Below are 23,031 nucleotides of genomic sequence, written 5' to 3' on the forward strand. Positions count from 1 at the left end.
TTTCCTAAAAATCGCTGAAATCCATATAAATTCAATGTTTTATAGATCCATACGGGTAAAGCACCCCTTAGAATAGTGCAGAGAAAACATGAGGCTTCAAGGGTTTCAGCGATTTGTTGAGATTTTCCTTATGTTTCTTTAACGATTTGTCCAACGGTGGGCATAGTTCATTCATTGGTTTTAATCTGCGAGGAGACAAAGATGAATAAAGGTGAACTTGTGGACAAGGTGTCTGAAAAAGCCTCTGTTACTAAAAAACAGGCTGACGCAGTCATTTCTGCAGCAATTGAGTCCATTATGGAAGCGGTTTCTAGTGGGGATAAAGTGACGCTGGTTGGGTTTGGTTCCTTTGAGCCCCGCCATCGTAAAGAGCGTGAAGGTCGTAATCCTAAAACTGGGGATACCATGGTTATCCCAGCTACGACTGTGCCCGCTTTTTCCGCCGGTAAGTTATTTAAGGAAATGGTTGCTAAGAAATAATCAAGTTTATCCCTAATTCAAAATAGGTAGTGTCGCTGTGGCACTTAAGTATCAAAGGTTTTCTCTCGGACTATCCTGGATGATGGCCTCGATTTACTTCTAGCTGTAGCGGCACTACTTTATAGTTTTTATATTAATTCAAGGGGTTGCCTGACCATAGTACGGATTACGATTTAGCAATTCTAGGTGGCAGTATAGGCAGTCGTCTGGCTGCCTATACTGCTGTTCGTAGAGGTGCCCGTGTTGCTCTGATCTCCCAAGCCTGGCGAGACAATGATGTAACTCGGCATCTCTGGCATGCTCTTCACAGTGCCAACCTCAAGGAAGATTTAGGAACATGGCCCACCCTGCGCGATTGGGTTGGTTTCCAGTGTGAGCATACTGAACTGTCTCCAACGATCCTCAGAACCCAAGGGATCGACGTGATTCTTGAACCTGCTAGGTTTATAGGGAATCTGAAGCTAAAGCTAGCTAGCCGATACCTCAAAGCCAGTCGTTATTTACTGACCGACGGATATGGTATGTCAACATCTGGCATGCTTCAAAATAACTGGTTATGTCATCGACTGATGCAGCTTGATGCAATTCCGCAACGAATTGCTTTGGTTGGTCATGGAGCTATGGCTGTTGAATGGGCCTATGCCCTGAGTCGTTTCGCTACGGTAACGCTGATTCTACTGGAGCAGGTGCTTTTACCAGCAGAGGATCACGATATTCAACGACTCGTTAGTGCGCAACTGAAAAGCTTGAGCATAAACATAGTGCATACCAAGGAGTGTCTGAGGGATGGTGTTATTCCAAACGATGATGCTGATCTTTTCGTGGTAGTGCCTCAACCTTTTGCTTGGGAAACTTTGGGGCTAGAAAATCTCGGCATTATGACCGGAAAGCCCATAGCTACAAATCGATATTTGCAAACAAACTGCTCCCAAATCTACGTGAGCGGTGGCAGTCTGGGGGGAGAAAATCGGACTGAGTTAACTCAGCAAGAAACGATGATTGCCCTAGAAAATGCACTTTTTGGACGACGGCACGCCATGGACTATCGGCAGGCATTTTATGGGATTAATCTACTGTCACCCATCGGTCATTGGGGCCTGACTGAGCGCCAAGCGAAAGAACACTATGGCGCTGCTGCAGTAGAGGTAGTTCAGGCATCTTGCTTGCCAGAGATGGCTAAGCATCCAGCCCAGACTAATTTCTGCAAACTCATTACCCACGGATCACGAATTGTAGGTGTACACCTGATGGGGGAGGAGGCAGCTACTGTCGTTGCGACTTTGGGAAACCAACCAACGATGGGAACGCTGAGTCGACAAATAGCTAGGGTTATACCTGGCACACTGTTCGATGCTATCTATCAGGCCGCTGACCAATGGAAAAGCCGTCACTGGAATGAAGGGCAATGGCGGCGAGATTGGGCAGAAAATTGGTTTAATCTGCGGCGATCAATCTAGGAAATCAAACCTTGGCTAGGGTAACAACTTCTGGTTGATCCTGATACTTACCCTGACGGGTTTCGTAGCTCACTTGGCAGGGATCACCCTCTAAAAATAACAGCTGCACCACCCCCTCACTGGCATAGATACGACAGTCAGCACTAGAAGAGTTAGAAAATTCCAGGGTCAGGTAACCACGCCAACCTGCTTCAGCTGGCGTGAGGTTAGCGATAATGCCACAGCGGGCATAAGTACTTTTACCAATGCAAATAGTAGTGATGTTCTCGGGAATGGCCAGACGTTCTAAGGCAACCCCTAATCCATAGGAGTGAGCTGGCAAAATAAAGTAGCTGCCATTCTCATCGGTACGTAGTTGGGTCGGCTCTAAATTTTCTGGATTGAAGTGTTTGGGATCGATGACAGTGCCAGGTATGTGGCGAAAGATTCGAAACTCTTTAGGGGATAGACGAATATCGTAACCAAAGGAGGATAGACCATAGCTAATCACAGGTACACTGCTGCCACTGAGTTCTATTCTCCTGACTAAGGCAGGCTCAAAGGGAGCAATCATCCCTTCATTGGCCATTGTATGGATCCATGCATCATTTTTGATCATTTAGGGCAAAAACTCGCGACGGAACTCGGTGACCTGATCGGCCATCGATAGGATTGAATAGGGCATTTTGGGCCCTGTCAAAATGATATCCATTTGAGAAGGACGCTGTTCAAGTAGTTCAAGTACTTCAGTCTCGGGAATCAGTCCGTAATCAATGGCAAGACTCAACTCGTCCAACATCACGAGGCTATACTTGTCATCCTGTACAACTGATTTGACGTAGTCCCACAGTTCATTCACAGCGGCTTGGGCATCATCGGTGTTTTCAAAGATGCAGCCAGAATACCCGCAGCGTACCCAGTCTAAATTTTGACCCATTTGAGTCATATGCTCCGGCCCCTGATCAATTCCGCCTTTAAGAAACTGAGCCACTAGCACTGACATACCCTGATCGGCAGAGCGTAGGGCTTGAACCATCACATTAGTGAAAAAACTACGATGAACAGAGGTAAACACCTGTAGCGAGCCTTCAATGGCTTGTAAAAATGGGTGACGATCTCCTTTAGCAATTCTGGGCCTGGGATCAGAGGCAGCGGGTATTCGAGATAGACGACGGGGATTGTGATTTACCCTCAGCTGTTGAACCATAAAACGCTATATCTAGTAGCAGTTTATTCATTAGCGCCCTAAATATAGCGCATACGTCGATAAATATATCGCATACATGTCAGATTTAGTCAGCGGCTTAACATGATGATTTTTACACCATGGATATTGCCCAACAATATTATTTATTTATAGGTAATAGCCCTATAAATAAATACAACCACCGTAAAATCTTGTCCTGAAATCTTACACAGGATGAAACAAAGCTGAGGAGGCTAGAGCGACGATTGTAACTATTGTGAAAGTTGCGATCGCAACAACCACACCCACTTTGTCTGCTTTAACCCGTTTTTTCATAGAGCACCTCATCGGCACTGGTCAATAGGCCATCGTCCCATCGCGGAGCTTTAGGATAGCACTGACACAACTATCAACCACCAAAGCAGGCTATGGTCAAAAAGTGACATCATTTCTTAAGAAACTCTACCCCATGCTAAAAGCGGTTGTATTTGATCTGGACGGCACCCTTGCTCATACTGATCCAATTCACTTTCAAGTGTGGCAAACGTTGCTAGCTCCCCATGGTCATAGTGTGGATCAGGTATTTTACGACCGATTTATCAGCGGTCGTCTTAACCCTGATATTGTGCGAGACCTGCTGCCTCAGTTTTCCGTGGATGAGGGCATAGCCTTTAGCGCTGACAAAGAAGCTGAGTTTCGAGCATTGGCCGCTAACCAACTGCAACGTATGCCAGGCCTGACCGATTTCTTGCATCATATTGAGCATCAGGGATATGCCATTGCCCTGGTTACCAATGCTCCTCGTCCCAATACAGAGTTTATGCTTAAGACCTTGGCCTTAAGCAATATTTTTGAGCCGGTGATCATCGCTGATGATTTGCCTAGGGGAAAACCCGATCCTCTGCCATACCAAACGGCTTTAGATCAGCTGGAATTACAACCAAGCGAAGCGCTTGTGTTTGAGGATTCTCCCACTGGAGTCAAGGCAGCTGTAGCTGCAGGCATTCCTACAATTGGAGTAACATCCACCCATAGTGACGCTACTCTCTGTGACTTTGGAGCGCTATTCACAATTCCCGACTTTACCGATAGTCGATTGTTGACCTATATCACCAAGCAGGTGCTAGCTTGAAGAATAGGGGATGCTTATATTTGAGCCATAACATCTTTGTCATGGTTGGAGAGTTGCAAGAATTCGGCAAACTCTTAAATGTTAAGAATGGATTAGTTTCAAGTTTCAATCATGAGCAATGCTGCTGACGATCAGCCTCAAACCGTTCAGGACCGTCTGGCCAGTTTACGTCACCTAGCCCAAGCCTTTCCGAAAGAGCAGCGTGAGGATGTGCTGCTCGAACTTGATGATCTCAGCTCAGACCTACAGGCCAACACCGATGGTTCCAGTATCCAAACCCTACACCAACGGTTAAAGCGTTTAGCCGCCATTGCCATGATGGCTCGCATGTTTGCGTCCAATAATCAGCAGGCAATTGAGGAATTTGCGAATCATTTGGTGGAGTTGACAAATGCGACGAAGATCGAAAAGTAGTCGGTGGGACTAATAATAATTTCGTACCGGTAATGAATAGTCTTGCTCTACCCAAATTTGGGCGCTGACGGGTCCGTAATGATGCCGTAAAGCACTTTCTACCCGTTCTCCAATGGTGCGGGCCATGCCGAGAAATTCTGGGTGGACAGCTAGATAGAGCTCGATCCAGACTTGACGCCCGACCATGCCACGTGAACGAATACGGTTGCAACGAGTGACGCCTTCGACGGTGGTGACAACCTGAGCGATAGCCTCGGGGGCAATGGCAGTGGGCCGTAGCAACATGGGCAGTTGTGTATTAAGGACACGCCAGAAACTGTGGAGGGTGAGTATAGTCAGTGCGATCGCAATCAGCGGATCGAGCCAGGTATGACCGCGCCAAATACCCACCAAACCCAGCAACATTGCCATACTCAGCCAGCCATCACTCAACACATGTTGGGTAGTGAGCTTGAGTCCCACACTAGGCAAATATCGACCTTGGTAAGACACCAGTAGTGCCAACGTCAAGGCAATGGCTACCATAGCCGCCATTAGCTGCATGAGGGCAACCGTGACTTCCACCGGAAAGGGTAATGTGCTTCCCTTCATCGCCGCTTCGAATTGACCTACGGTGACGATCAAAATGCTGACTCCAAAGAATCCCAATAGGGCGGCTAAGATCAAGGCCCCACCGACCTCTCCTCGACCATGGCCCCATATTTCTCGGCCCAGGGGACGTTGGGATGATGCCACTGCAGTCAAACTCAGCGTCGTGCTAAAAACATCGATTAGTGTGTGTAAGGATTCTGCTAACAGGCAAAGCGATTGACTGGCCCAACCAGCCGTTACCTCAATTGTCAAAATCACCAAGTTAGCCCACAACATCATGAGCAACAGGCGATAGCATGTTTGCCGTTGTTGCCCAGCGTCTATGACCATGGGGGAATCAACCAGAGCATATTCAATGACATATCCCGGCCAAGGGACGTATCCCTGCCAAGGGACGTATCCCTGCCAAGGGACATGTCCCTGCTAAAAAGACGCGTCCCCTGCCAAGGGACCATAGCACGGTGAGCAGATTGTCATCAAAACTAGTGGAGAAATAAAAAAATGCTGATTTTAGTTAGTTACCAGCGTAAATGTAAGTATGCTTGAAATTCAGAGCCGGTTGCCCCCAGTTTTTGTTCAGGCTTACCAGGTAGAATCTGTCGCCCCATGGATGAACCTGTCATACATAAGCATTTCTAACAGAGCGATCACCCTCTAAATTAGTAATAGCAAAATCTTGTTGGCGATAGGTGTCTATTTGGAGTGGATGCTGCCTATCGATGCCTGCAGGCATTAGTGCGCCGAGAAAGCATTGTCAAAAAATTTAAAAGCAGAAAGGGTACCGACGACTGGCCGTGTTTCGTCTCGGTACCCTTACTGGTTCGCTCCTCACACACATCTATGAGTTTAGGGCATATTGCGGAATTTGTCAGCCCCGTTCCAAATTTCTATGTCTAAACAATCAAAAATGCGCTGCCATGTGATAGCTCAACCTCTCATGTAGCAGTTGTTTTAGGACAATTTGAGTCGGTGCTAGCCAATGGTTGATTTCTTTAGCTGCTGGTGAGGCTGGTCTGGTTATGGCAGTGCATTGCTCTAATGCTTGTATCAATTGGTTCGCTTGCTGCAAGAGCTGGGGTGGTTTGGCCTCGTCCCAGCGATCGCAAATATCCAACAAGCCATGAATCAATGTGTGTAGGTGAGGGGATGGCACTTGAAACCCCGTAGAAAAAACATTATTTGCTTCCATGGAAGCAATCTGGTCGTGCGTTTCCCACAGACCCATCTGATGATGTAAGTTTTGCCATCGACAGCAAAGCTCATATCCAGACTGCAATTTCCATAGATTTTCAACCGATATAGGCAATGGCAGCTTATGCTCTGATGTCACCTCAAGAGTTGGCAGTGACTGTTGAATTAGACGCTGTCGCCATTGCTCGATTCCATACTGAGAAATGACAAACTCTAGCCAGCCATCATCATTCGTACGAATACTTGACCATATTGGCTGCATTGTTTGATTTTGCAAAAAAGCCAATATCCTAGATGCAATTTCACCGACAGGTTGCTGCCAGATTTTTTCTAACTTCAGTGGAATTGCAGAAACATATGTAACCGTTTCTCTACAATGAATTTTTTTTAAGGGAATATTCTGATGACAAATATGTGTGGTTTTACCGATGCTTAATAAAACTGCTGAATATCTAAGAGGAGTATGAAGGTTTGACGTAGATAATTCTTGATTGATGTGATTAAGAACTTCAATCGAGGAAGCTAAGTCAGACATTAATGTCCGTTTTAACGAAACCATGTCATATTTGTATTAACTGGGTAAATGTACAGAGCTTGCTCTGTTCACCCCTTTTTTTGACTGCAATATAGATTTCAGGTTGGATTGTAAAAATCCATATTGGATTTCAATAATCCACTTCAACAAAAGCTGAAGTAAATATAAAGAAGTCAATTTCGGGATGCCAATCAGATCAGTCGTTTGTATTAATGTACTTGATGTATTTGTTTCGTATACTGATCGTGGTTTTACGGTTGACAGATACAAAGGCTCCTTAGCTGTTGACATAGGGCATTTAAGATATTTCTTTTTAATTTTCATAACTGACTGCTTGCAGGGCGCATCGAGGGCTGGGGTTTTCTTACAATCGAAAGCTTTCCAGACTATTTGTTTTGGCTAAAAACTCTATGGCTTGACACTAGGTAAATGACACTATCTGAACTATCGACAACTTCCAGCACCTTTTCCATGTCCTCATCTATCCCAGCAGATGATGCTCGGCCATTTCATGTATGGCAACGGATTCTTGATTGGGCTCAAGAGCACTACCGATGTCGGACGTTTAGCAAGGATGAGCGGATTCCGACACGTCCGGGACTGCTTTATCTAGTGCAGCAGGGAGCTGTGCGTTTGGTGGGGAGTGCTCAGGTTAGCGCCACGCTCAAGCAGCAAAAGAGTTCTTCGGCTAGAGTGCCTTTGGTTGCAGCAGAGGAGGCATTTCTGGGGTTTGTTGGAGCGGGACAACCCTTCGAGATTGTGGCCCAGCCGCCATTTACTCTCCAGAGCTTTTCCCATGTGGATCAAACTACGATTGTCTGGCTCTACTGGAATGACTTGGATACCTGGCCTCATTTCCGTCGTGAGGTGTTAGATGCATTTCGTCGTCAGCATCAGCGTAAATTGTTATGGTTAAGTACCCTGGGGCAACGCCGCACTATCGATCGTCTGTTGGGCTTTTTAACTCTGCTTGTGGATGAGTACGGTGAACCTTATGACCATGGTTATTATCTGCCTTTTCCACTAACCCATGCTCAAATTGGTAGCGCCATCGGCTCTACTCGCGTGACGGTTACTCGTCTAATGGGTAAATTACGTCAGCGTGGTTTGATTCAAAGCCATGGTGAGAATCTCATCAGTATTCCGTTTGGTTCTAGTCTCAAGCAGCAGGGATAAGGTAGAAAATTCTTCAAAAAAGGAATCGATAAATTCTAAAGAGACTGTAGAGACCTTGCAGGCAAGGTCTCTACAGTCTCTTTAAAGGGTGTTGTGTGTCGAATACATATCTTGCCAAACTACCTGAGTCGGGCAAACCCTACGGCAGCTAAGGTTGATTGTCCTTCTTCCGATAAAATCAGCTGCGCATAGGCTCGACCAATGGGAGCATCGGCATTACTCACGATATAAATCTTACGTGTCAGAGGGTAGTCCCCAGAGGCAAAGCCATCAAGGTTTGGTTGATTGCGCTGCCTGGGACAGTTCTGCAAATCAATGTAAGGAGGCTGATAAGGAGGCTGTTGATCGATAGAGATGGGCTTGACTGTGCATTGGGCAACGACTTCTGGTGCTGATGCAAAATAGATAGAGCCTGGGGTATTTGCCGTTAGTCGCAAGGCTTCGGTTGTATTAACGCTGCGCTGTACATTGCTGGCTAATGCTTCGCCATTGAGTATGGTCTTACTAAAGAAGCTGACGGTGCCGCCTATATCATTGCGAGAAATGGGGACAATGGGCAAATCAGGTCCACCCACTTGCTGCCAGTTATCGATCCGCCCGGTGTAAATATTCCGCAATTCCGTCTGACTGATATTCGCAATCGATAGTTCTGGATGGGTGACAATAGCCACCCCCTCGATGGCGACAGGAAATTCTTCTAAGGTAATGCCCTGCTGTTTGGCTTGTCGTTTTTCTTCTGAGGTCAGGGGACGGGATGTTTGAGCAAAATCTAACTCACCATTGAGCAGCATTTGGATCCCCGCAGATGATCCAGCGGATTGATTAGTGGGAGCTTGATAAATCAACTCTAGTCCTGGAATGACTTGCTGCAATCTAGGATCAATTACGCCTCGAATGGGAGCCCAAGTTGTACTGCCTCCATATCTATATTGTCCGGGGAGGATTTCCACATCCTGAAAGTTACTAACTGGCGTAATGCCTGATAGCTGCGGTGTACCAATACCAAATAAGCCTTCTTGTTTGATGAGCCAGCTTCCCCCTCCTAGCACAGCTGCCAATAAGACTAACCCCAGCATCCAGGGACGTAAAAAGCCTAGTTTGGGCTGTCGAGTTGCAATTGGTTTGGGGGAGGAAGATTTAGCCATAGGCGGAGACGGTGCTGCTGCTATGGGTGCGGAGGTCGAAGGAGCTACGGGGATAGGCGGCGGTGGAGCTGCAGTTGGAAGTGGGCTAGGGATTGATGATTGTTGTGGCTGAGAGAGATTGGGAGTAGAGGGGCCAACCATGAGGGCTTTTAATGTATCTTCAGCATTGCTGTATCGGTCTTGAGGACTAGCGTTGAGCAGTTTATTGAGTACGGTGGCTAGATGGCTATCTTGCAGGGTGACGTGATTTTGCCAGAGCCAACGATTGCTATAGCTATCAAATAGCTCCGTGGTTTCTTTCCCAGTTAGCAAAACAATGCAGGTGACGGCTAAGGAGTAGAGATCAGATGCAGGAAAAACCTGACCACCGGTCACTTGCTCCGGTGGAGCATAGCCTGTGGTGTAAATACCGGTTGATTGGGTAGCTGCAGCCCCAGTGACCTGTTTAACTGCGCCAAAATCCAAGAGATATAGCTGATTATCAACCGTCTTCATGATGTTAGACGGTTTGATATCGCGATGAATTGCCCCGTTACTGTGGACAAACTCTAGAACTTGTAAAATGGAAACCAGAATAGCTTTGACGGCCCCCTCAGGGAGTGTGTCTCGTCGTTCTAGGATTTGCTCTAGGTCTTCTCCATCAATGAATTCTTGGACTAAGTAAAAGTATTCTTCGTCCTTGCCTGATGAGGGTGATTTCACCACGATGGGGAAATAGGCAAAGAGATCGGGGATTTGAGGATGCTGATTACCCAGGCGTTCTAGGACTTCTGCTTCTCGGGCAAACAACTGCTGGGCGATCTGGAGTTGTTGTTGATTGAGCTGGGCTGAGGGTTGGAATAATTTAACGACACAGGGCCTCAGAGCAGGAGTATCGCGATCGCACGCATAAAATGCAGAGCCAAAACCACCCTGTCCCAAAAGTCGCTGGGGCAAATAGCGCCCCCTTAGCATTAACGGCATCCCACAGTTTGTACAAAACAACTGCGAGACTGTTCGAATTGAATCCTTTAGATTTGGATGAGGATTAACTGGCCGAGAACATCCAGGCCGAGTACAGTGTAATTGCATGGAGCAACAACGTGACGACGCATTAAAGTGGCAACGCCTAAGAATAAGCTAGCAACGCCTAAAAGTAAGCCTACCTGAAGCTTAGCCGTTCTCTTCCACGTTTTTCTTATCCATGGGCTGCCCATTAGCAGTGGGCTTAGCAGGAGGGGGTGGATTGCCACCATTTTTCTTGCGATCTGGCCGATGGTCAAAGTCAATTTCCCGCTTAGTAAACTGGGGCAAAATTTCTTTTGTAAATGCACCTGCCGCAGTCGATCGGTAACGGTTGGGGTTAAAAATAACTGACAACGTACGTTTGACCACCACCGAATCAATCTTGGCGCGATGCAGCACCCCCATCTGGAGTTCTTTCTCAATAGCTGAGATCGATACAAAGGCCACCCCCAGCCCTGATTGAACAGCGTTTTTGATAGCCTCGATAGAATTCAATTCCATCTCGATGCGTAGTCTTCGAGTTTCGATACCACAGCGTGTCAACACCTGGTCAATCACCTTTCGAATTGTGGACTGAGAATCCAGGGAAATAAACTTGAGCTTGTAGAGATCCTCTCGCTGAATAGCCTGGCTACTTGCTAATGGATGAAATACTGGCATAATCAAGGCCAATTCATCTTCGGCGTAGGGAATAATTTCTAACGAATCCTGTAGCTCTGACGGTACTTCCCCACCGATAATCGCTAGATCAATTTGGCCGTTGCCCACACTCCAAGAGGTGCGACGGGTAGAATGGACGTGAAGCTGTACAGCTACATCGGGATAACGCTGACGAAACAAGCCAATCATCCTTGGCAGCAAATAGGTACCCGTAGTTTGACTGGCTCCGACAATGAGGGTGCCACCTTGTAGTTTTTGTAGATCCTCGATGGCACGACACGTTTCCTGACACAAACTAAGGATGCGATCGCCATATTCCAAAAGCAGATAACCAGCCTCTGTCAGCTGAGCCCGTCTACCCCCACGATCAAACAGCGGCACATCTAACTGGCGCTCTAAGTTTTGTACCTGTAGACTCACGGCAGGCTGAGATACGTAAAGGCTATCGGCAGCTCGCTTAAAACTACCCTCCGCAGCAATCGCCTTTAGAATGCGCAGTTGATCTAACGTAAACGGGAGGTCAGACATAACGGTTAGGGTATCAACGCCAGTATTTTAAGCAAAACCCTTGGCACGATTGAGTAGGAACTATGGGAAAAACATCTGTACGTAATCAGATAGAGTAACCCTGTTGCTACCGAACAAGCAGACTAGCAAACGTGCTAGCACGTTAGAGTCTACATGATGTGTAGTTTCATCATTCCTTATGAAGGGAGAATAACTCAAAACGTTCACTAAGTAATCGTTTGTGAGGAAATCTTTGAGAGAAAGCAATCGATTCACCGCTGTTGATATAAGGGCAGCCTAATTCGTGGTTTATTTGCCGTTGCTGATTTAGCAGATATCCCGGTCTGTTGAGATGCTATTTGTCCAATCCCATCCATCTTGATCCTCAGCAACATGGTTTAACCTTGCCTGCGTCCAGCCTGAATGTGTGCGGTAGTGGTCACTATCAGCTTCAACTTGGATGTGGTTTATGTCATACCTGCTCTAACTCTATTTATATGCAGTGCCAGTTGATCCAAAACTTTCTAAATCTGCCCGGTATTATTGGCTTCAGCTTAATGCCTTTGGACCAAGAGGAATCCTTGGGCAATGCTTACAGTGTTGGGTTTGCTCAAGGCAATGGACCTGAACAACAACCTATGTTGATCCAAGGCATTCAGCAGATTATTGGGACCACACCTGCATTTTTAGAATTTTGTGAGTTTCAATTTGGACCATACCAGGTGGAGTTGCATAAAGTAGAGAGTGACGCTGTGTTGCTTATTCTTAGTGAAGGTCAGCTTTCCAGCCAATATTCCAAGGCCGTCAGCGAACTCATGCAGTTTATCAAAGCTGACTATTCAGCTCTGGTTGAAAGCATTCAAGCGATCAAGACTGAGGGGGAGGAAACACGTTTTCCATCCTCAGCCCATCTGCCCAAGGCCAATCTGGCCGATATTGTCGCTGCGATGAATAGCTTAAGTCAGGTAACGATTCGATATCTGGGGACACAGTTGGTGGCTAATCATTGGCGTACGCTGCAAAGTGTAGCTTCAATGAGTATATTTTCCATTGGTAATGATGGCACCATCAGTGTTGCAGATATGGAACGTCAGCTATCCCCAGAGCAATTGGCGGATGTACGACTATGGACTCAACGGTTTCACCAACGATGCACCCGTATTATTCGGGACTACGATGGATTAGTTGAGCAGACATTGCCTGAACAGTATTGGCAGCTGCTATTCGGAGAGGAGGAGCAAGGGGCTAACTCAGAGTCCATTTAAGTTTCGACTAAGCCACTGCCCTAGGTTGAAATGTTGATGGAGTTCTCGATATTTAGATACTTAAGACACTTATTTCTATGGTGAAAACAGTTCGCTTAGAACCTATTGCCCAGGAAAGTGCCGTTGAAACAAACGGCAATCTGTTATCAGTGTTATTACATCAGGAGCTGACGGTCTTAAAAGAATGCGGTGGGCGAGGGATGTGTGCCACCTGTCATGTCTATGTGAACGATGGTATGGGCTCACTCACACCTATCAGTCGACGGGAACAGCGTACGCTGGCAATCATCACATCTTGCAAAGGAAATTCCCGTCTAGCTTGCCAGGCTAGGGTAATGGGTAACGGGGTGATTGTAGAGGTCCCCCCCGGTATGTATGTAAACTCCATTAAAGATATTGAGTCATTAATTGGTCGACGGGCTGCTCAAGATCTGTTACATCCATTGACGGGTAAGGTTTTGGTAGAACAAGGCAAGCTTATCACCCGATCCATGATGCGTCAGATTGAAAATAGTAAGGACCTCAATTTGAATGACTACTTCAAACACAGCAATTAACTCCTGACCGGATGACATGTAGAAAGTAGGTACAGGTCAGAGGAGGGATATATTAAATAACGCGATCGCGTGCACGGATGTCAGGGAAAAATGCGAAAAAATCAGAAACACGGTCAATCGCAATTCGTAACGATATATTTACACTTCAAGTCTTCAAAGACTTTTTTGTAAATGCAATCTAATATCTTTATTAAAAGATTTTGACTACTTGCGTTTTTCATATTGATGGCTGTTGAGCAATCTATTGGTCTGAATTCCCGTCAGCAACAAGTGATGCGTGCAACGGTGCGTCACTATGTATCGACAGCGGAACCGGTTGGTTCAAAGGCACTTTTGGAAGCCTTTGATCTAAATGTCAGTGCGGCCACCATTCGCAATGTGATGGGGGCATTGGAACGATCGGGTTTTTTATATCAGCCCCATACCTCAGCGGGACGGGTGCCCTCTGATTCTGGGTATAGGCTCTATGTGGACGAGCTGATTAAACCGTCTAAACCGACGGCCCAACGGATTGATCGGTTATTGACTCAGCAGCTTAATTGGCAAGGATGGAGTGTAGAGGCTTTACTACAAGAAGCAGCTCAAATATTGGCTCACCTCAGTGGCTACGTGGCGCTTGTAACCATGCCACGGTCAGAAAACATGATGGTCAAACATTTGCAACTTGTGCCCATTTCAACGGAGCAAGTGTTGTTGGTAGTGGTGCTGGATGGTTACGGCACTGAATCCATAGTGGTACGTTTGCCCAGGGGCACTACTGGTGTAGGGACTACCCAAGATGATGGAGTGCTTGAACGCGAGTTGCAAATTCTATCTAACTTTTTGACGACACAGCTATGTGGTAGACCGCTATCTGAAATTTCAAGTCTAGATTGGGATGAGGTGGATACTGCAGAACATCATGTATTGGCGCTATGCCAGGCAATTGATGATTTGACCCAGCGCAAGCGTCAGCCTCAGACCCACATTCTGGTTACGGGGGTGACCGATGTGCTCAATCAACCGGAGTTTGCGGAGCAAAGTCAACTGCGTAATCTGGTGGCCCTATTAGCCGATGGTCGAGAACAGCTATGGCCCTTGATGTGCTCGGATGATAGCTACCCACTCAAAATTTGGATTGGAGAGGAAAACCCTCTGGAACCAATGCAAGGCTGTGCGTTGATTTCAGCCACCTACAACCGAGACTCAATGCCGCTGGGTAGCGTTGGTGTGATGGGACCGACGCGGATGCTCTATGAAAATACGATTGCTGCGGTTGAGGCTACCTCCAGCTATCTGTCAGAGATTATGTCAGGTTTGGATGTCAACCAGTAGGCCGCAATAATGCCACTGATAAAGCCAAATAGGTGGCTTTCCCAGGAAATCCCTGGTTGGCTGGGAAAGACTCCCCAGAACATCGCGCCATAGGTGATCAAGACAAATAAGGAAATTGCGATCGCACCCATCGTCCGCTCAAAATAGCCCCGCGCTACCAGAAATCCCAGATAGCCAAAGATAAGACCACTAGCACCAATATGTACTGAGCCACCCCGAGCAAGTAGCCATGTGCTAGCTCCGCCCAGAAGTGTAATCATGACGGTGGCCATCAACCATGTCCCCATAGAACGCATCATTACCCACCAGCTCAGGGTTAGCAACGGCACTGTATTGGCAATTAAATGTCTGAAGCCACCGTGCAGTAAGGGTGCCAGGGGTATGCCCCACAACCCACTCAGAGAACGCGGACGAATACCGTATCCATCGAGACGGCCTCCAAACATTAAAAAATCTATAATCTCAATAGACCATAGGGATATCAAAACGATACTCAACAGCTGAAATCGAGCAATAGTCGCAGATTTCAGCTCAGATAGTAAAGGGCGATCAGATGACATATATCGAGATGGCATGAACTTAAGAATTGGGCAGCCTATTGAAAATAAGAGCCTGGCAACAGCTGCTAGCTCTAGGGTAAGCCAACTGCTCTAAAGTTGCCTTTGCTCGTCCTTCAAGATTGCATTTCTACCAGCCCTTACCTGCATCACCCTTGTTTATTTCAAGTTTGGTTCCTTTCTCTCCATTGATATAAACGACGTGATCATTCCAGAACTGCTTGCAGTACTTTCAATTTCGGCCGCTACCGGTCTACGTCTAGCGTTGCCATTGTTGCTCATTGGTCTGTTTTCAGGCGAGCAACTGTGGTCAACGGTGCCAATTTTGGCGAATATCCCCCAGGTATTGGTGGTGATTATCCTGGTGATTTGGTCGTTGCTGGAGCTGACAATTTCAAAAGATCGGGTCAGTCGTCGCTTTTTGCAAAGTGCAGAGTTATTTGTTAGTCCGTTTGTCGGAACAATTGCTGGACTTGCGATCGCGCGTTTTGCCAATATTTCCGACAGCTGGCTACTTGCCCTCTTAGCGATGACGGGTGGGGCACTAGCCCTGGTGATCCAAATGGTACAAGTGGGCTGGCTGTATCGCTTTAACAGCCCACCTGTCTGGTTCATGTTTTTCGAAGATGCGCTGTGTGTATGCCTAGTTTTCTTTGCATTTGATGCTCCTGAACAGGGAGGGCTGATTGCCCTATTTTTACTTTGGATTGCCATCCGCAGTTCAGTGGTCTGGCGACAATGGCAGACGAAAAAGAGATAAGCAAAAATTAGGCATTGCTACTCCCCGTTATCAGCTCAGCTACCAAATTCAGAAAAATAACGATTGTAATAGTTAGGTTTATTCTGTAAATCAGCAATAACCAAAAAGGTGTGGCTTCAACTTCGTTGAAGCCACACCTTTTTATTCACTCGATAACTTAACTACATCAGCCCCGCAATATGCAATGGGCCGTGACCACTGACCATTTCTAACAGGAGTGCGAGAAAGCCCACCATGGCGAGGCGGCCATTCCAGACCTCAGCAAAAGGTGTTAGCCCCCAAGCAGACTTGTCCTGAGGGTAAATCCGTACCTGCTTTTGTAACTGGGCGGCATCGGAAAATAGTTTACGGGGAGATTCCAGTGCATTGACCACCATGTTACCCATATCTTCAATAAATACAGGGTAGGTATTAAGGGCAGGGACTCGGTGAAATCCTTTGATCCCAGCCTCTTCGGCTAGCTCACGATACTCAATATCGATTTCTTGCAATGTTTCAATATGCTCAGACACAAAGCTAATGGGGACAACTACCAGATCATCCACACCCTTTTCCGCTAACTCTTTAATCGCGTCTTCGGTATAAGGTTGCAACCATTCGACAGGACCCACTCGACTTTGGTAAGCGAGGGTAAAGTCATTGGGGCGATTGACTGCTTGCATGATTAAGTCAACGCAGTGCTCCATCTCCTTCTGATAAGGATCACCTGCCTCTTCGACATAGCTGACCGGTACACCATGGGCACTAAAGAAAATGTGACCACCATCTGGGTTTGGTAATTTATCGATGGTTTGAATAATCAGGTCCGCCATGGCTCTCACATAACCAGGGCTGTTGTACCAAGATGGAATCAGAGTGTAGTCAATCTTCTGAAGAGCGGGATCATCTTGCCAGAGCTTATCTAATAAGCGAAAGCTGGAACCACTGGTACTGATAGAAAACTGGGGATATAGAGGCAGAATAACTAGCTCTTCGATGCCGTCTTGCTTAATTTGGGCAACGGCTTCTTCGGTGAAGGGATACCAATAACGCATGCCAATGTAAATTTTGACATCGCGTCCGAGATTTTGCAGGTATTCTTTAAGGGCCGTCCCCTGTTCCTCGGTGATGCGCCGTAGAGGAGAGCCACCGCCAATTTCCTTATAATTGTCTTGGGACTTGCTGGCCCGACTCGTAGAAATTAACCAGGCTAGTGGCTTTTGTAGCCAAGGAAATGGGAGTCGGATAATCTCTGGGTCAGCAAACAGGTTGAACAGAAAAGGACGTACGTCCTCTAGCTGCTCGGGACCTCCAAGATTAAGTAATAAGACTCCAGTACGACCCATGACGGCGCTTTTACCTTTTAAACGAAGTTTTAATGATCTTGACTTATCGTAACAACTAACTCCTCCTATAGGCATACAAGATTTATAGAAGTTGAGAATTTTTTTCATTTAGTATGGCTGAGTTGGCAGCTAAACATCCTCTCGATAAGTCGTTAAGCCAGGTCAATCAACGCCTGAAGGCAGCCCAGCTGGGACTTCAAATCGAGCGGCGTGGTGATCGGCTAAATCTACGGGGGACATTGCCACCAAGGCCTGGAAGTCCAAAACTACGCCCCTATCAACAGCGGGTGCCGCTCAAGTTGCCCGCGACCAAGGCTGGTCTGAAGCAATGTGAGCAAACGGCTAAAATTATTGCAGCCCAGCTCCTACAAAATATTTTTGACTGGCGCGACTACCTTGGTCCTGTAGCTGGTCTGCGGATGGCAGGAGCTGATCTATCGGCTCAGATCGATGCCTTTGAGCGTCATTTCTTTGAAACACGCCGTTCTGATTCATCCGCTGCGTCTATTCAAACCACCTGGAAAAAAGCTTACGTCCCCTACTTGCGAAAGCTACATGCCACAGCAGAACGTCACAATAGCCTGAGCTTGCCCGAAGCGATCTATGCCACGGTGCAAAGTACTAAGGCCAATTCTCGTAGTCGTCAGATCTGCTGCACTGCCCTGGCGGCCCTAGCTGAGTTTCTAAATCTAGATTTACCGACGGATTTGAAATCCTTTTGGGGCAACTATGGCAACAGTCAAACTCAGCTCAGAAATCTGCCCTCCGATGATCAGATCGTCGAAATCTATGACAGTCTCAAAAATCCTCGCTGGCGATATGTCTATGGCATGATGGCTACCTATGGGTTGCGTAATCATGAGGTGTTCTTTTGCGATGCTCCTCGGGAGCGGCTTCGCCAACGCGCCGACTCATTAGAACCCACATCCCATGCCGAAATCATTGTCCACGAAACTACCAAAACTGGACGCCATGAAGTTTGGCCCTTTTACCCCGAATGGGTCGAGCGCTTTGACCTCGCCAATGGCGAACTGCCTCAGATCAATACGGATCTAGATACCACTACACTGCAGCGCGTGGGCCAGCAAGTCACCACCCAGTTTCGCCGCTACAAAATCCCGTTTTCCCCCTATGATCTCCGTCATGCTTGGGCCGTACGCACTATATTAATAGGCCTACCCGATGCCGTCGCCGCCAGAATGATGGGTCATTCGGTGCAGGTACACAATCGCACCTATCACCGTTGGATGACCCACCGCGATCAGCAAGCGGCAGTGCAAGCGGCGTTGGCGAAGAATAAAATTTCTGCCCCTATGTAGGGGTGTTGCATGGAACGCGCCTACAAATCGAATTGACGCTACATCACCATGCCGCCATCAACATTCATCACCTGGCCGGTAATATATGCTGCCGCCGGATCTGCGGCCAAAAAACGAATCAAGCCCGCAACTTCACTCGCCTGACCATAGCGACCTAGGGGAATATACTTCAGAATTTCCTCAGTGTTAGAGAGTTCATTGGTCATATCGGTTTCAATAAAACCAGGAGCAACGGCATTAACCGTCACATTACGACCGGCCATTTCCTTGGCAACCGTCTTAGTAAAGCCGATGACACCTGCCTTGGCGGCACTATAGTTGGCCTGACCGGGATTACCCATCAAACCTGCCACGGATGAAATATTAATAATGCGCCCCGAGCGCTGCTTAAGCATGATTTTGGCCACGGCGCGGGTGCAGAGAAATACGCCAGTGAGGTTAAGGTCAATGACCGCTTGCCAGTCAGCGGGCTTCATTCTCAAGAGCAAGGTGTCGCGGGTAATGCCAGCGTTATTAACCAATACGTCGATGCGGCCAAATTTATCCTTCGTTGCCTTGATCAGTGCATCGACCTGATCCTCTTGGGAGACATCGGCCTGGAGGGCAATGGCTGTGCCACCAGAATTCGTGATTTCAGCCACAACTTCGTCGGCTGCCGCACTAGAGCGAGCATAGTTCACCACAACACTGGCTCCTTCTGCGGCGAGGGCGAGCGCAGCTGCTTTACCAATGCCACGGGATGAACCGGTAATAATAGCGACCTGATCTTGCATTGCTCCAGTCATGGTGAAGGGTAAATGGTTAACAGCTCGATCACTCTATTATTTTTGGGGGGTGGGGATCAATGTGGAATCAAGTGAATAGTGAATAGTGAGTGGAATCAAGTGAGTGGTGAATAGTGAGTGGTGAATGGAGAGGGGGCTCTCCTTCGTGAATCCTTATAAAAATGCCAAGAAATAGTTTAAACAGCCACCATTTTGATGGGGCTCGCTTAGCATGTAGGCTGAACCCATCCTGGATTTAGGACAATGGCTGTTAAACAAAAATTTTCCAGTTTTCAAGAGATGTTAGAAGAGGCTGATAAGCCCATCTTGGTCGACTTTTATGCAGTTTGGTGTGGCCCCTGTCAGCTAATGGCAAGCGTATTAGAGCAAGTCAAAGCAAAGCAGCAGGATCAGCTACAAATCGTCAAGATTGATACAGATAAGTATCCCAACCTGGCATCGCAGTACCAGATCCATGCACTACCGACGATGGTTTTGTTTAAGAATGGTCAGGTTGTGGACCGAATTGAAGGGGCTATGTCAGCTGATAAGTTGATTGAGCGGCTGCAGCCAAATTTATAATGACTATTTGGTCGAGCTTGTAACTGAGCTATTGCTTGCAAAGCGAGCGATGCCCTAGATGGAATTAGAAAAATATAGAAGCTAGACATCAGGAGCTGACTGATGGGTATCTCGCTATTTCTGATTTCTTGATCAGGGATCATGTTTCCCTTTGGATAGGTAGTTGCAACGGTTATGATTGAGAGTCCTCAGGTATTGCCTGGGGATGTGACTGGCTGAACGGTATGGAAACGGCATGTGCCATTGCCCTTGGGAGTAACCTTGGGGATTCAGAGCAAACGATTGAAACGACATTGGCACGGCTTGATCAAATAGATGGTATGCGGGTGGGGGCGCGATCTCGACTCTACAAAACAGCACCTGTCGGTCCTCCCCAACCCGACTACATCAATGCCTGCGCTATTGTCCAAACGACCCTCAGTCCCGCTCAGATGCTGCAAGTTCTGCTGGCAATCGAAGCTAGCTTTGGCCGAATTCGTCGTGAACGTTGGGGGCCACGAACTTTAGATCTGGACCTGTTGCTCTATGGCGATCGAGTGATCGATACCCCCACCTTAACGTTGCCCCATCCGCGAATGCATGAGCGCGCATTCGTACTGGTTCCCCTAGCGGAAATTGCACCCGACTGGCAGCATCCGGTAAGCCAACGCACAGTTGCAGAGTTACTGAGACAGGTGGATCCATCTGGTGTATATCCATTGGTGGCTTGAAGTTACCGACGAGATGGCAATCCTGTAGTACTCTAAGTCCCGTTACTCAAAGCCTCTGCCCTATGTCTCTTGGTCTAGAACCTCCTCAGCTCCTCAAGCAATGTTTATTTTATGCTGGACGTAAATTTGACTTTGAAGTCAATCGTCTGCGTTTACCCAATCAGGTTGAAGGGCAATGGGAATGTATTCGCCATCCCGGTGGTGCGATGGCTGTACCGATCACCCCTGAAGGTCAGCTAGTATTAGTGCGGCAGTATCGCTTTGCGGTACAAGGTAGACTGCTAGAGTTTCCGGCAGGGACCATTGAGGTAGACGAGGAGCCCTTTACAACTATTCAGCGAGAGATTGAAGAAGAAACTGGTTACAGTGCAAAAGAGTGGATAAATCTTGGCAAATTTCCACTCGCGCCAGGCTATTCGGACGAGTTTATCTTTGCGTTTCTGGCGAGCGATTTGGAAAAGCTAGACATTGCACCGGAGCAGGATGACGACGAAGATATTGAAGTTGTCTTGATGACGCCGGACGAATTTGAAAAAGCAGTGCTTGATGGTGAGGGGATAGATGCCAAGTCCATTGCCGGATACTTTATGGCAAAGCCATTTTTAAGTAAGCTTGCAGGGTAACTTTACACCCATAGTTCCAGTTGACAATCGTGGTGATTGCCAGGTTGCACAGAGAATAACGGCTATGGACGATGTAATGGGCTGATTTCAGCCTGAGTAGATCAGCAATGCCAAGCATAAACAGCTGCTCAGCTCCGTAATCTAAATTAGCAACGATGTTTTTTGTTGATATGGCAAAGGATATCTCTTGTAGATATCCTTTGCTGTTTTTTCGGCGTTGATGATTTAGAAGATGAACCGATCTGCTAGAAGTGGCCATAATCGCGGCACCTTTTAGACAAAATCATCCCAAGAATCAGCAACGCCGTTTTTTTAGGGGGCTGATGGCAAATGAGCTTGGGCACTATCGTATCTACTCGTTGGAATAAATCACTCACAATATTTTCTCTCTTTTTTCTTTTATGCGCTTTGTTGACAACCCTAAAGGTTGCCAGTTGGAATGATGCGTCAAGGATGGCCTTGATTCAATCTCTGGTAGAGCATAGAACATTTATTATTGATGACTCTATTTTCTCCAGAACAGGCGATAAGGTCTTTTTCAATCAGCATTTCTATTCTGACAAGCCGCCCATATTGGCTATCCTTGCATCACCGATTTACTTTGTCTTATATCGATTAGGCATCTCTTTGGCAAGCCAGGAATGGCTGGCCTACTATCTGATCACATTACTATCTATCGGCATTTTGTCTGCCCTGGGACTAGCCGTTTTTAGAAAAATCATCAAAGACTTTTGTCTGGCCAGTGATGAATGGTCAGATCTGGTGACGTTTATTGTCGGGACTGGTACCCTGCTCTTACCCTACTCTTTGCTTTTCAATAATCATGCGCCCAGTGGAGTTCTGATACTGATAGGGTTTTATTTTCTGCTTGACTTTAGGAGAACAGTCAAACTTAAACAGGCTGTCTATGCTGGCCTGGTTTTCTCATTGGCTGGTGGCATCGATATTACTCAGTTTTTATTCCTGCCATTTGTCTTTATTCTCTTTGCTATCCGGTCGCTCAAAGCTGGGCTAACCTTTGCGATCGCTTGTCTTCCTATAATTGCCCTATATCTCTTTTTGAATCTGCATACGTCTGGCAGCTTTCTGCCTCCGGCGATGAACGCATCCTTGTGGGACTATCCAGGTTCTGCCTTTGGACCAGAGAATTTGTCAGCGTTGGCTAAGCATGACAGCATTGCAAATGTATTGTTTTATGCCTTTCATATGTTAATTGGAAATCGAGGCTTGCTTTCCCATACGCCTCTGTTATTGCTTGCCATTCTTGGCTTGGGGGCTACATTTAAGGCAAATTGGCGATTTCGCTATAAAACAGAATATATCTGCCTATTATTTGTATGTCTGCTCTATGTGGGTATCTATATATACAAGTCTATCAACTATAGCGGTTGGGCATATGGCGTGCGGTGGTTTGTTTCACCTATATTCTTTCTGTGCCTCTCGATCGCATGGCTAGAAAATGCGGTTAGATCATCTCGGCTCATGAGACTATTCTTTGTTGGGCTTACGTGCCTGTCAATTTTGATCTCCTTGATCGGTACGTACAAACCATTTACCCCACTGCCCTATGTTGATGCAGATTCTAAAGGGCGCTTGCATCCAGTGAATACTATTGTTGTCGGTGCACACCTGATTATGCAGGATCTGTATAATCCATCAATTCCAGACCGAAGTAAGAGAGAACTCTTTTTGGGGGCCAGATTGATCATAGGAACAGTTGCCATATATTCCCTATTTTTCAAATTGATGAAAAACTTATCACCATTGCCCCATAAGGATTAATACACCATCTTTACA

The 23,031-nt window shown here is 46.9% G+C and carries 23 protein-coding genes and 1 pseudogene; 14 read left to right on the plus strand and 10 right to left on the minus strand.

The window, feature by feature from the left end:
* Positions 1-183: 183 nt before the first annotated feature.
* Positions 184-480 carry an HU family DNA-binding protein gene (locus tag IXB50_RS00670; protein ID WP_326520695.1) on the plus strand — a complete coding sequence of 99 codons (297 nt, stop codon included), beginning with the start codon at positions 184-186 and terminating at the stop codon, positions 478-480.
* A 146-nt stretch (positions 481-626) separates the two neighbouring features.
* A complete protein-coding gene (locus IXB50_RS00675; RefSeq protein WP_215607000.1) occupies positions 627-1,937 on the plus strand; it encodes an FAD-dependent oxidoreductase in 1,311 nt (436 codons plus the stop codon).
* A 4-nt stretch (positions 1,938-1,941) separates the two neighbouring features.
* On the opposite strand, the gene dcd is transcribed toward IXB50_RS00675, so the two are convergent.
* Both dcd and IXB50_RS00685 read right to left on the minus strand, forming a co-directional pair.
* The gene (dcd, locus tag IXB50_RS00680) at positions 1,942-2,535 is read right to left on the minus strand and encodes a dCTP deaminase (RefSeq protein ID WP_215607001.1); all 594 of its coding nucleotides are present in this window, start codon (positions 2,533-2,535) and stop codon (positions 1,942-1,944) included.
* Positions 2,536-3,123, minus strand: coding sequence for a cob(I)yrinic acid a,c-diamide adenosyltransferase (locus IXB50_RS00685; RefSeq protein WP_215607002.1), 588 nt, complete (start codon positions 3,121-3,123; stop codon positions 2,536-2,538). It abuts the gene before it with no gap.
* A gap of 448 nt (positions 3,124-3,571) precedes the next feature.
* On the opposite strand from IXB50_RS00685, the gene IXB50_RS00690 reads away from it, so the two are divergent.
* Positions 3,572-4,234, plus strand: a complete 663-nt coding sequence (locus tag IXB50_RS00690; RefSeq protein WP_215607003.1) for an HAD family hydrolase — start codon at positions 3,572-3,574, stop codon at positions 4,232-4,234.
* A 111-nt stretch (positions 4,235-4,345) separates the two neighbouring features.
* Positions 4,346-4,648, plus strand: a complete 303-nt coding sequence (locus IXB50_RS00695; RefSeq protein WP_215607004.1) for a ubiquitin carboxyl-terminal hydrolase family protein — start codon at positions 4,346-4,348, stop codon at positions 4,646-4,648.
* 9 nt (positions 4,649-4,657) lie between these two features.
* On the opposite strand, the gene IXB50_RS00700 is transcribed toward IXB50_RS00695, so the two are convergent.
* Both IXB50_RS00700 and IXB50_RS00705 read right to left on the minus strand, forming a co-directional pair.
* Positions 4,658-5,569 carry a cation diffusion facilitator family transporter gene (locus tag IXB50_RS00700; protein WP_215607005.1) on the minus strand — a complete coding sequence of 304 codons (912 nt, stop codon included), beginning with the start codon at positions 5,567-5,569 and terminating at the stop codon, positions 4,658-4,660.
* Positions 5,570-6,140: 571 nt separating this feature from the next.
* Complete coding sequence (locus tag IXB50_RS00705; protein ID WP_215607006.1) at positions 6,141-6,707, minus strand: hypothetical protein; 567 nt, start codon at positions 6,705-6,707, stop codon at positions 6,141-6,143.
* 729 nt (positions 6,708-7,436) lie between these two features.
* On the opposite strand from IXB50_RS00705, the gene IXB50_RS00710 reads away from it, so the two are divergent.
* The gene (locus IXB50_RS00710) at positions 7,437-8,141 is read left to right on the plus strand and encodes a Crp/Fnr family transcriptional regulator (RefSeq protein ID WP_215607007.1); all 705 of its coding nucleotides are present in this window, start codon (positions 7,437-7,439) and stop codon (positions 8,139-8,141) included.
* A 119-nt stretch (positions 8,142-8,260) separates the two neighbouring features.
* On the opposite strand, the gene IXB50_RS00715 is transcribed toward IXB50_RS00710, so the two are convergent.
* The 3 genes and pseudogenes from IXB50_RS00715 to IXB50_RS00720 all read right to left on the minus strand — a co-directional run bounded on the left by IXB50_RS00715 (position 8,261) and on the right by IXB50_RS00720 (position 11,479).
* A complete protein-coding gene (locus IXB50_RS00715) occupies positions 8,261-10,222 on the minus strand; it encodes a protein kinase domain-containing protein (protein WP_215607008.1) in 1,962 nt (653 codons plus the stop codon).
* Positions 10,223-10,252: 30 nt separating this feature from the next.
* Positions 10,253-10,357: pseudogene (locus IXB50_RS22700) on the minus strand (4-Cys prefix domain-containing protein); the annotation flags it as partial.
* A gap of 81 nt (positions 10,358-10,438) precedes the next feature.
* Positions 10,439-11,479 (minus strand): LysR family transcriptional regulator, encoded by a 1,041-nt coding sequence (locus tag IXB50_RS00720; protein ID WP_215607009.1) that lies wholly within the window; start codon positions 11,477-11,479, stop codon positions 10,439-10,441.
* 338 nt (positions 11,480-11,817) lie between these two features.
* Here IXB50_RS00720 and IXB50_RS00725 point away from each other — a divergent pair, with 338 nt between their 5' ends.
* The 3 genes from IXB50_RS00725 to hrcA all read left to right on the plus strand — a co-directional run bounded on the left by IXB50_RS00725 (position 11,818) and on the right by hrcA (position 14,594).
* Positions 11,818-12,723, plus strand: coding sequence for a hypothetical protein (locus tag IXB50_RS00725; RefSeq protein ID WP_215607010.1), 906 nt, complete (start codon positions 11,818-11,820; stop codon positions 12,721-12,723).
* A gap of 77 nt (positions 12,724-12,800) precedes the next feature.
* Positions 12,801-13,280 (plus strand): 2Fe-2S iron-sulfur cluster-binding protein, encoded by a 480-nt coding sequence (locus IXB50_RS00730; RefSeq protein WP_215607011.1) that lies wholly within the window; start codon positions 12,801-12,803, stop codon positions 13,278-13,280.
* Positions 13,281-13,505: 225 nt separating this feature from the next.
* Complete coding sequence (hrcA, locus tag IXB50_RS00735) at positions 13,506-14,594, plus strand: heat-inducible transcriptional repressor HrcA (RefSeq protein WP_215607012.1); 1,089 nt, start codon at positions 13,506-13,508, stop codon at positions 14,592-14,594.
* Here the strand turns inward: hrcA and IXB50_RS00740 are convergent.
* The gene (locus tag IXB50_RS00740) at positions 14,552-15,154 is read right to left on the minus strand and encodes a rhomboid family intramembrane serine protease (RefSeq protein ID WP_215607013.1); all 603 of its coding nucleotides are present in this window, start codon (positions 15,152-15,154) and stop codon (positions 14,552-14,554) included. The two genes, hrcA and IXB50_RS00740, sit on opposite strands and share 43 nt — an antisense overlap.
* Positions 15,155-15,353: 199 nt before the next feature.
* Between IXB50_RS00740 and IXB50_RS00745 the strand changes: the two genes are divergently transcribed.
* Positions 15,354-15,911, plus strand: a complete 558-nt coding sequence (locus IXB50_RS00745; RefSeq protein ID WP_215607014.1) for a DUF4126 domain-containing protein — start codon at positions 15,354-15,356, stop codon at positions 15,909-15,911.
* 161 nt (positions 15,912-16,072) lie between these two features.
* Here IXB50_RS00745 and hemH read toward each other — a convergent pair whose 3' ends face one another.
* Positions 16,073-17,236, minus strand: coding sequence for a ferrochelatase (gene hemH / locus IXB50_RS00750; RefSeq protein ID WP_215607015.1), 1,164 nt, complete (start codon positions 17,234-17,236; stop codon positions 16,073-16,075).
* Positions 17,237-17,349: 113 nt separating this feature from the next.
* On the opposite strand from hemH, the gene IXB50_RS00755 reads away from it, so the two are divergent.
* Positions 17,350-18,555, plus strand: coding sequence for a site-specific integrase (locus tag IXB50_RS00755; RefSeq protein ID WP_215607016.1), 1,206 nt, complete (start codon positions 17,350-17,352; stop codon positions 18,553-18,555).
* A 38-nt stretch (positions 18,556-18,593) separates the two neighbouring features.
* Here IXB50_RS00755 and fabG read toward each other — a convergent pair whose 3' ends face one another.
* Positions 18,594-19,340, minus strand: coding sequence for a 3-oxoacyl-[acyl-carrier-protein] reductase (fabG, locus tag IXB50_RS00760; RefSeq protein WP_215607017.1), 747 nt, complete (start codon positions 19,338-19,340; stop codon positions 18,594-18,596).
* 243 nt (positions 19,341-19,583) lie between these two features.
* Here fabG and trxA point away from each other — a divergent pair, with 243 nt between their 5' ends.
* The 4 genes from trxA (at position 19,584) to IXB50_RS00780 (ending at position 23,016) form a co-directional block, all read left to right on the plus strand.
* On the plus strand, positions 19,584-19,901 hold the full coding sequence (gene trxA / locus IXB50_RS00765; protein WP_215607018.1) for a thioredoxin: 318 nt from the start codon (positions 19,584-19,586) through the stop codon (positions 19,899-19,901).
* 224 nt (positions 19,902-20,125) lie between these two features.
* Positions 20,126-20,611, plus strand: coding sequence for a 2-amino-4-hydroxy-6-hydroxymethyldihydropteridine diphosphokinase (gene folK / locus IXB50_RS00770; protein ID WP_215607019.1), 486 nt, complete (start codon positions 20,126-20,128; stop codon positions 20,609-20,611).
* A 62-nt stretch (positions 20,612-20,673) separates the two neighbouring features.
* On the plus strand, positions 20,674-21,234 hold the full coding sequence (locus tag IXB50_RS00775) for an NUDIX hydrolase (protein WP_215607020.1): 561 nt from the start codon (positions 20,674-20,676) through the stop codon (positions 21,232-21,234).
* A gap of 408 nt (positions 21,235-21,642) precedes the next feature.
* Positions 21,643-23,016, plus strand: a complete 1,374-nt coding sequence (locus tag IXB50_RS00780) for a hypothetical protein (RefSeq protein ID WP_215607021.1) — start codon at positions 21,643-21,645, stop codon at positions 23,014-23,016.
* The last annotated feature ends 15 nt before the right edge of the window (positions 23,017-23,031 follow it).

The sequence above is a fragment of the Leptothoe spongobia TAU-MAC 1115 genome, assembly GCF_018739885.1.
GTDB lineage: Bacteria > Cyanobacteriota > Cyanobacteriia > Phormidesmidales > Phormidesmidaceae > Leptothoe > Leptothoe spongobia.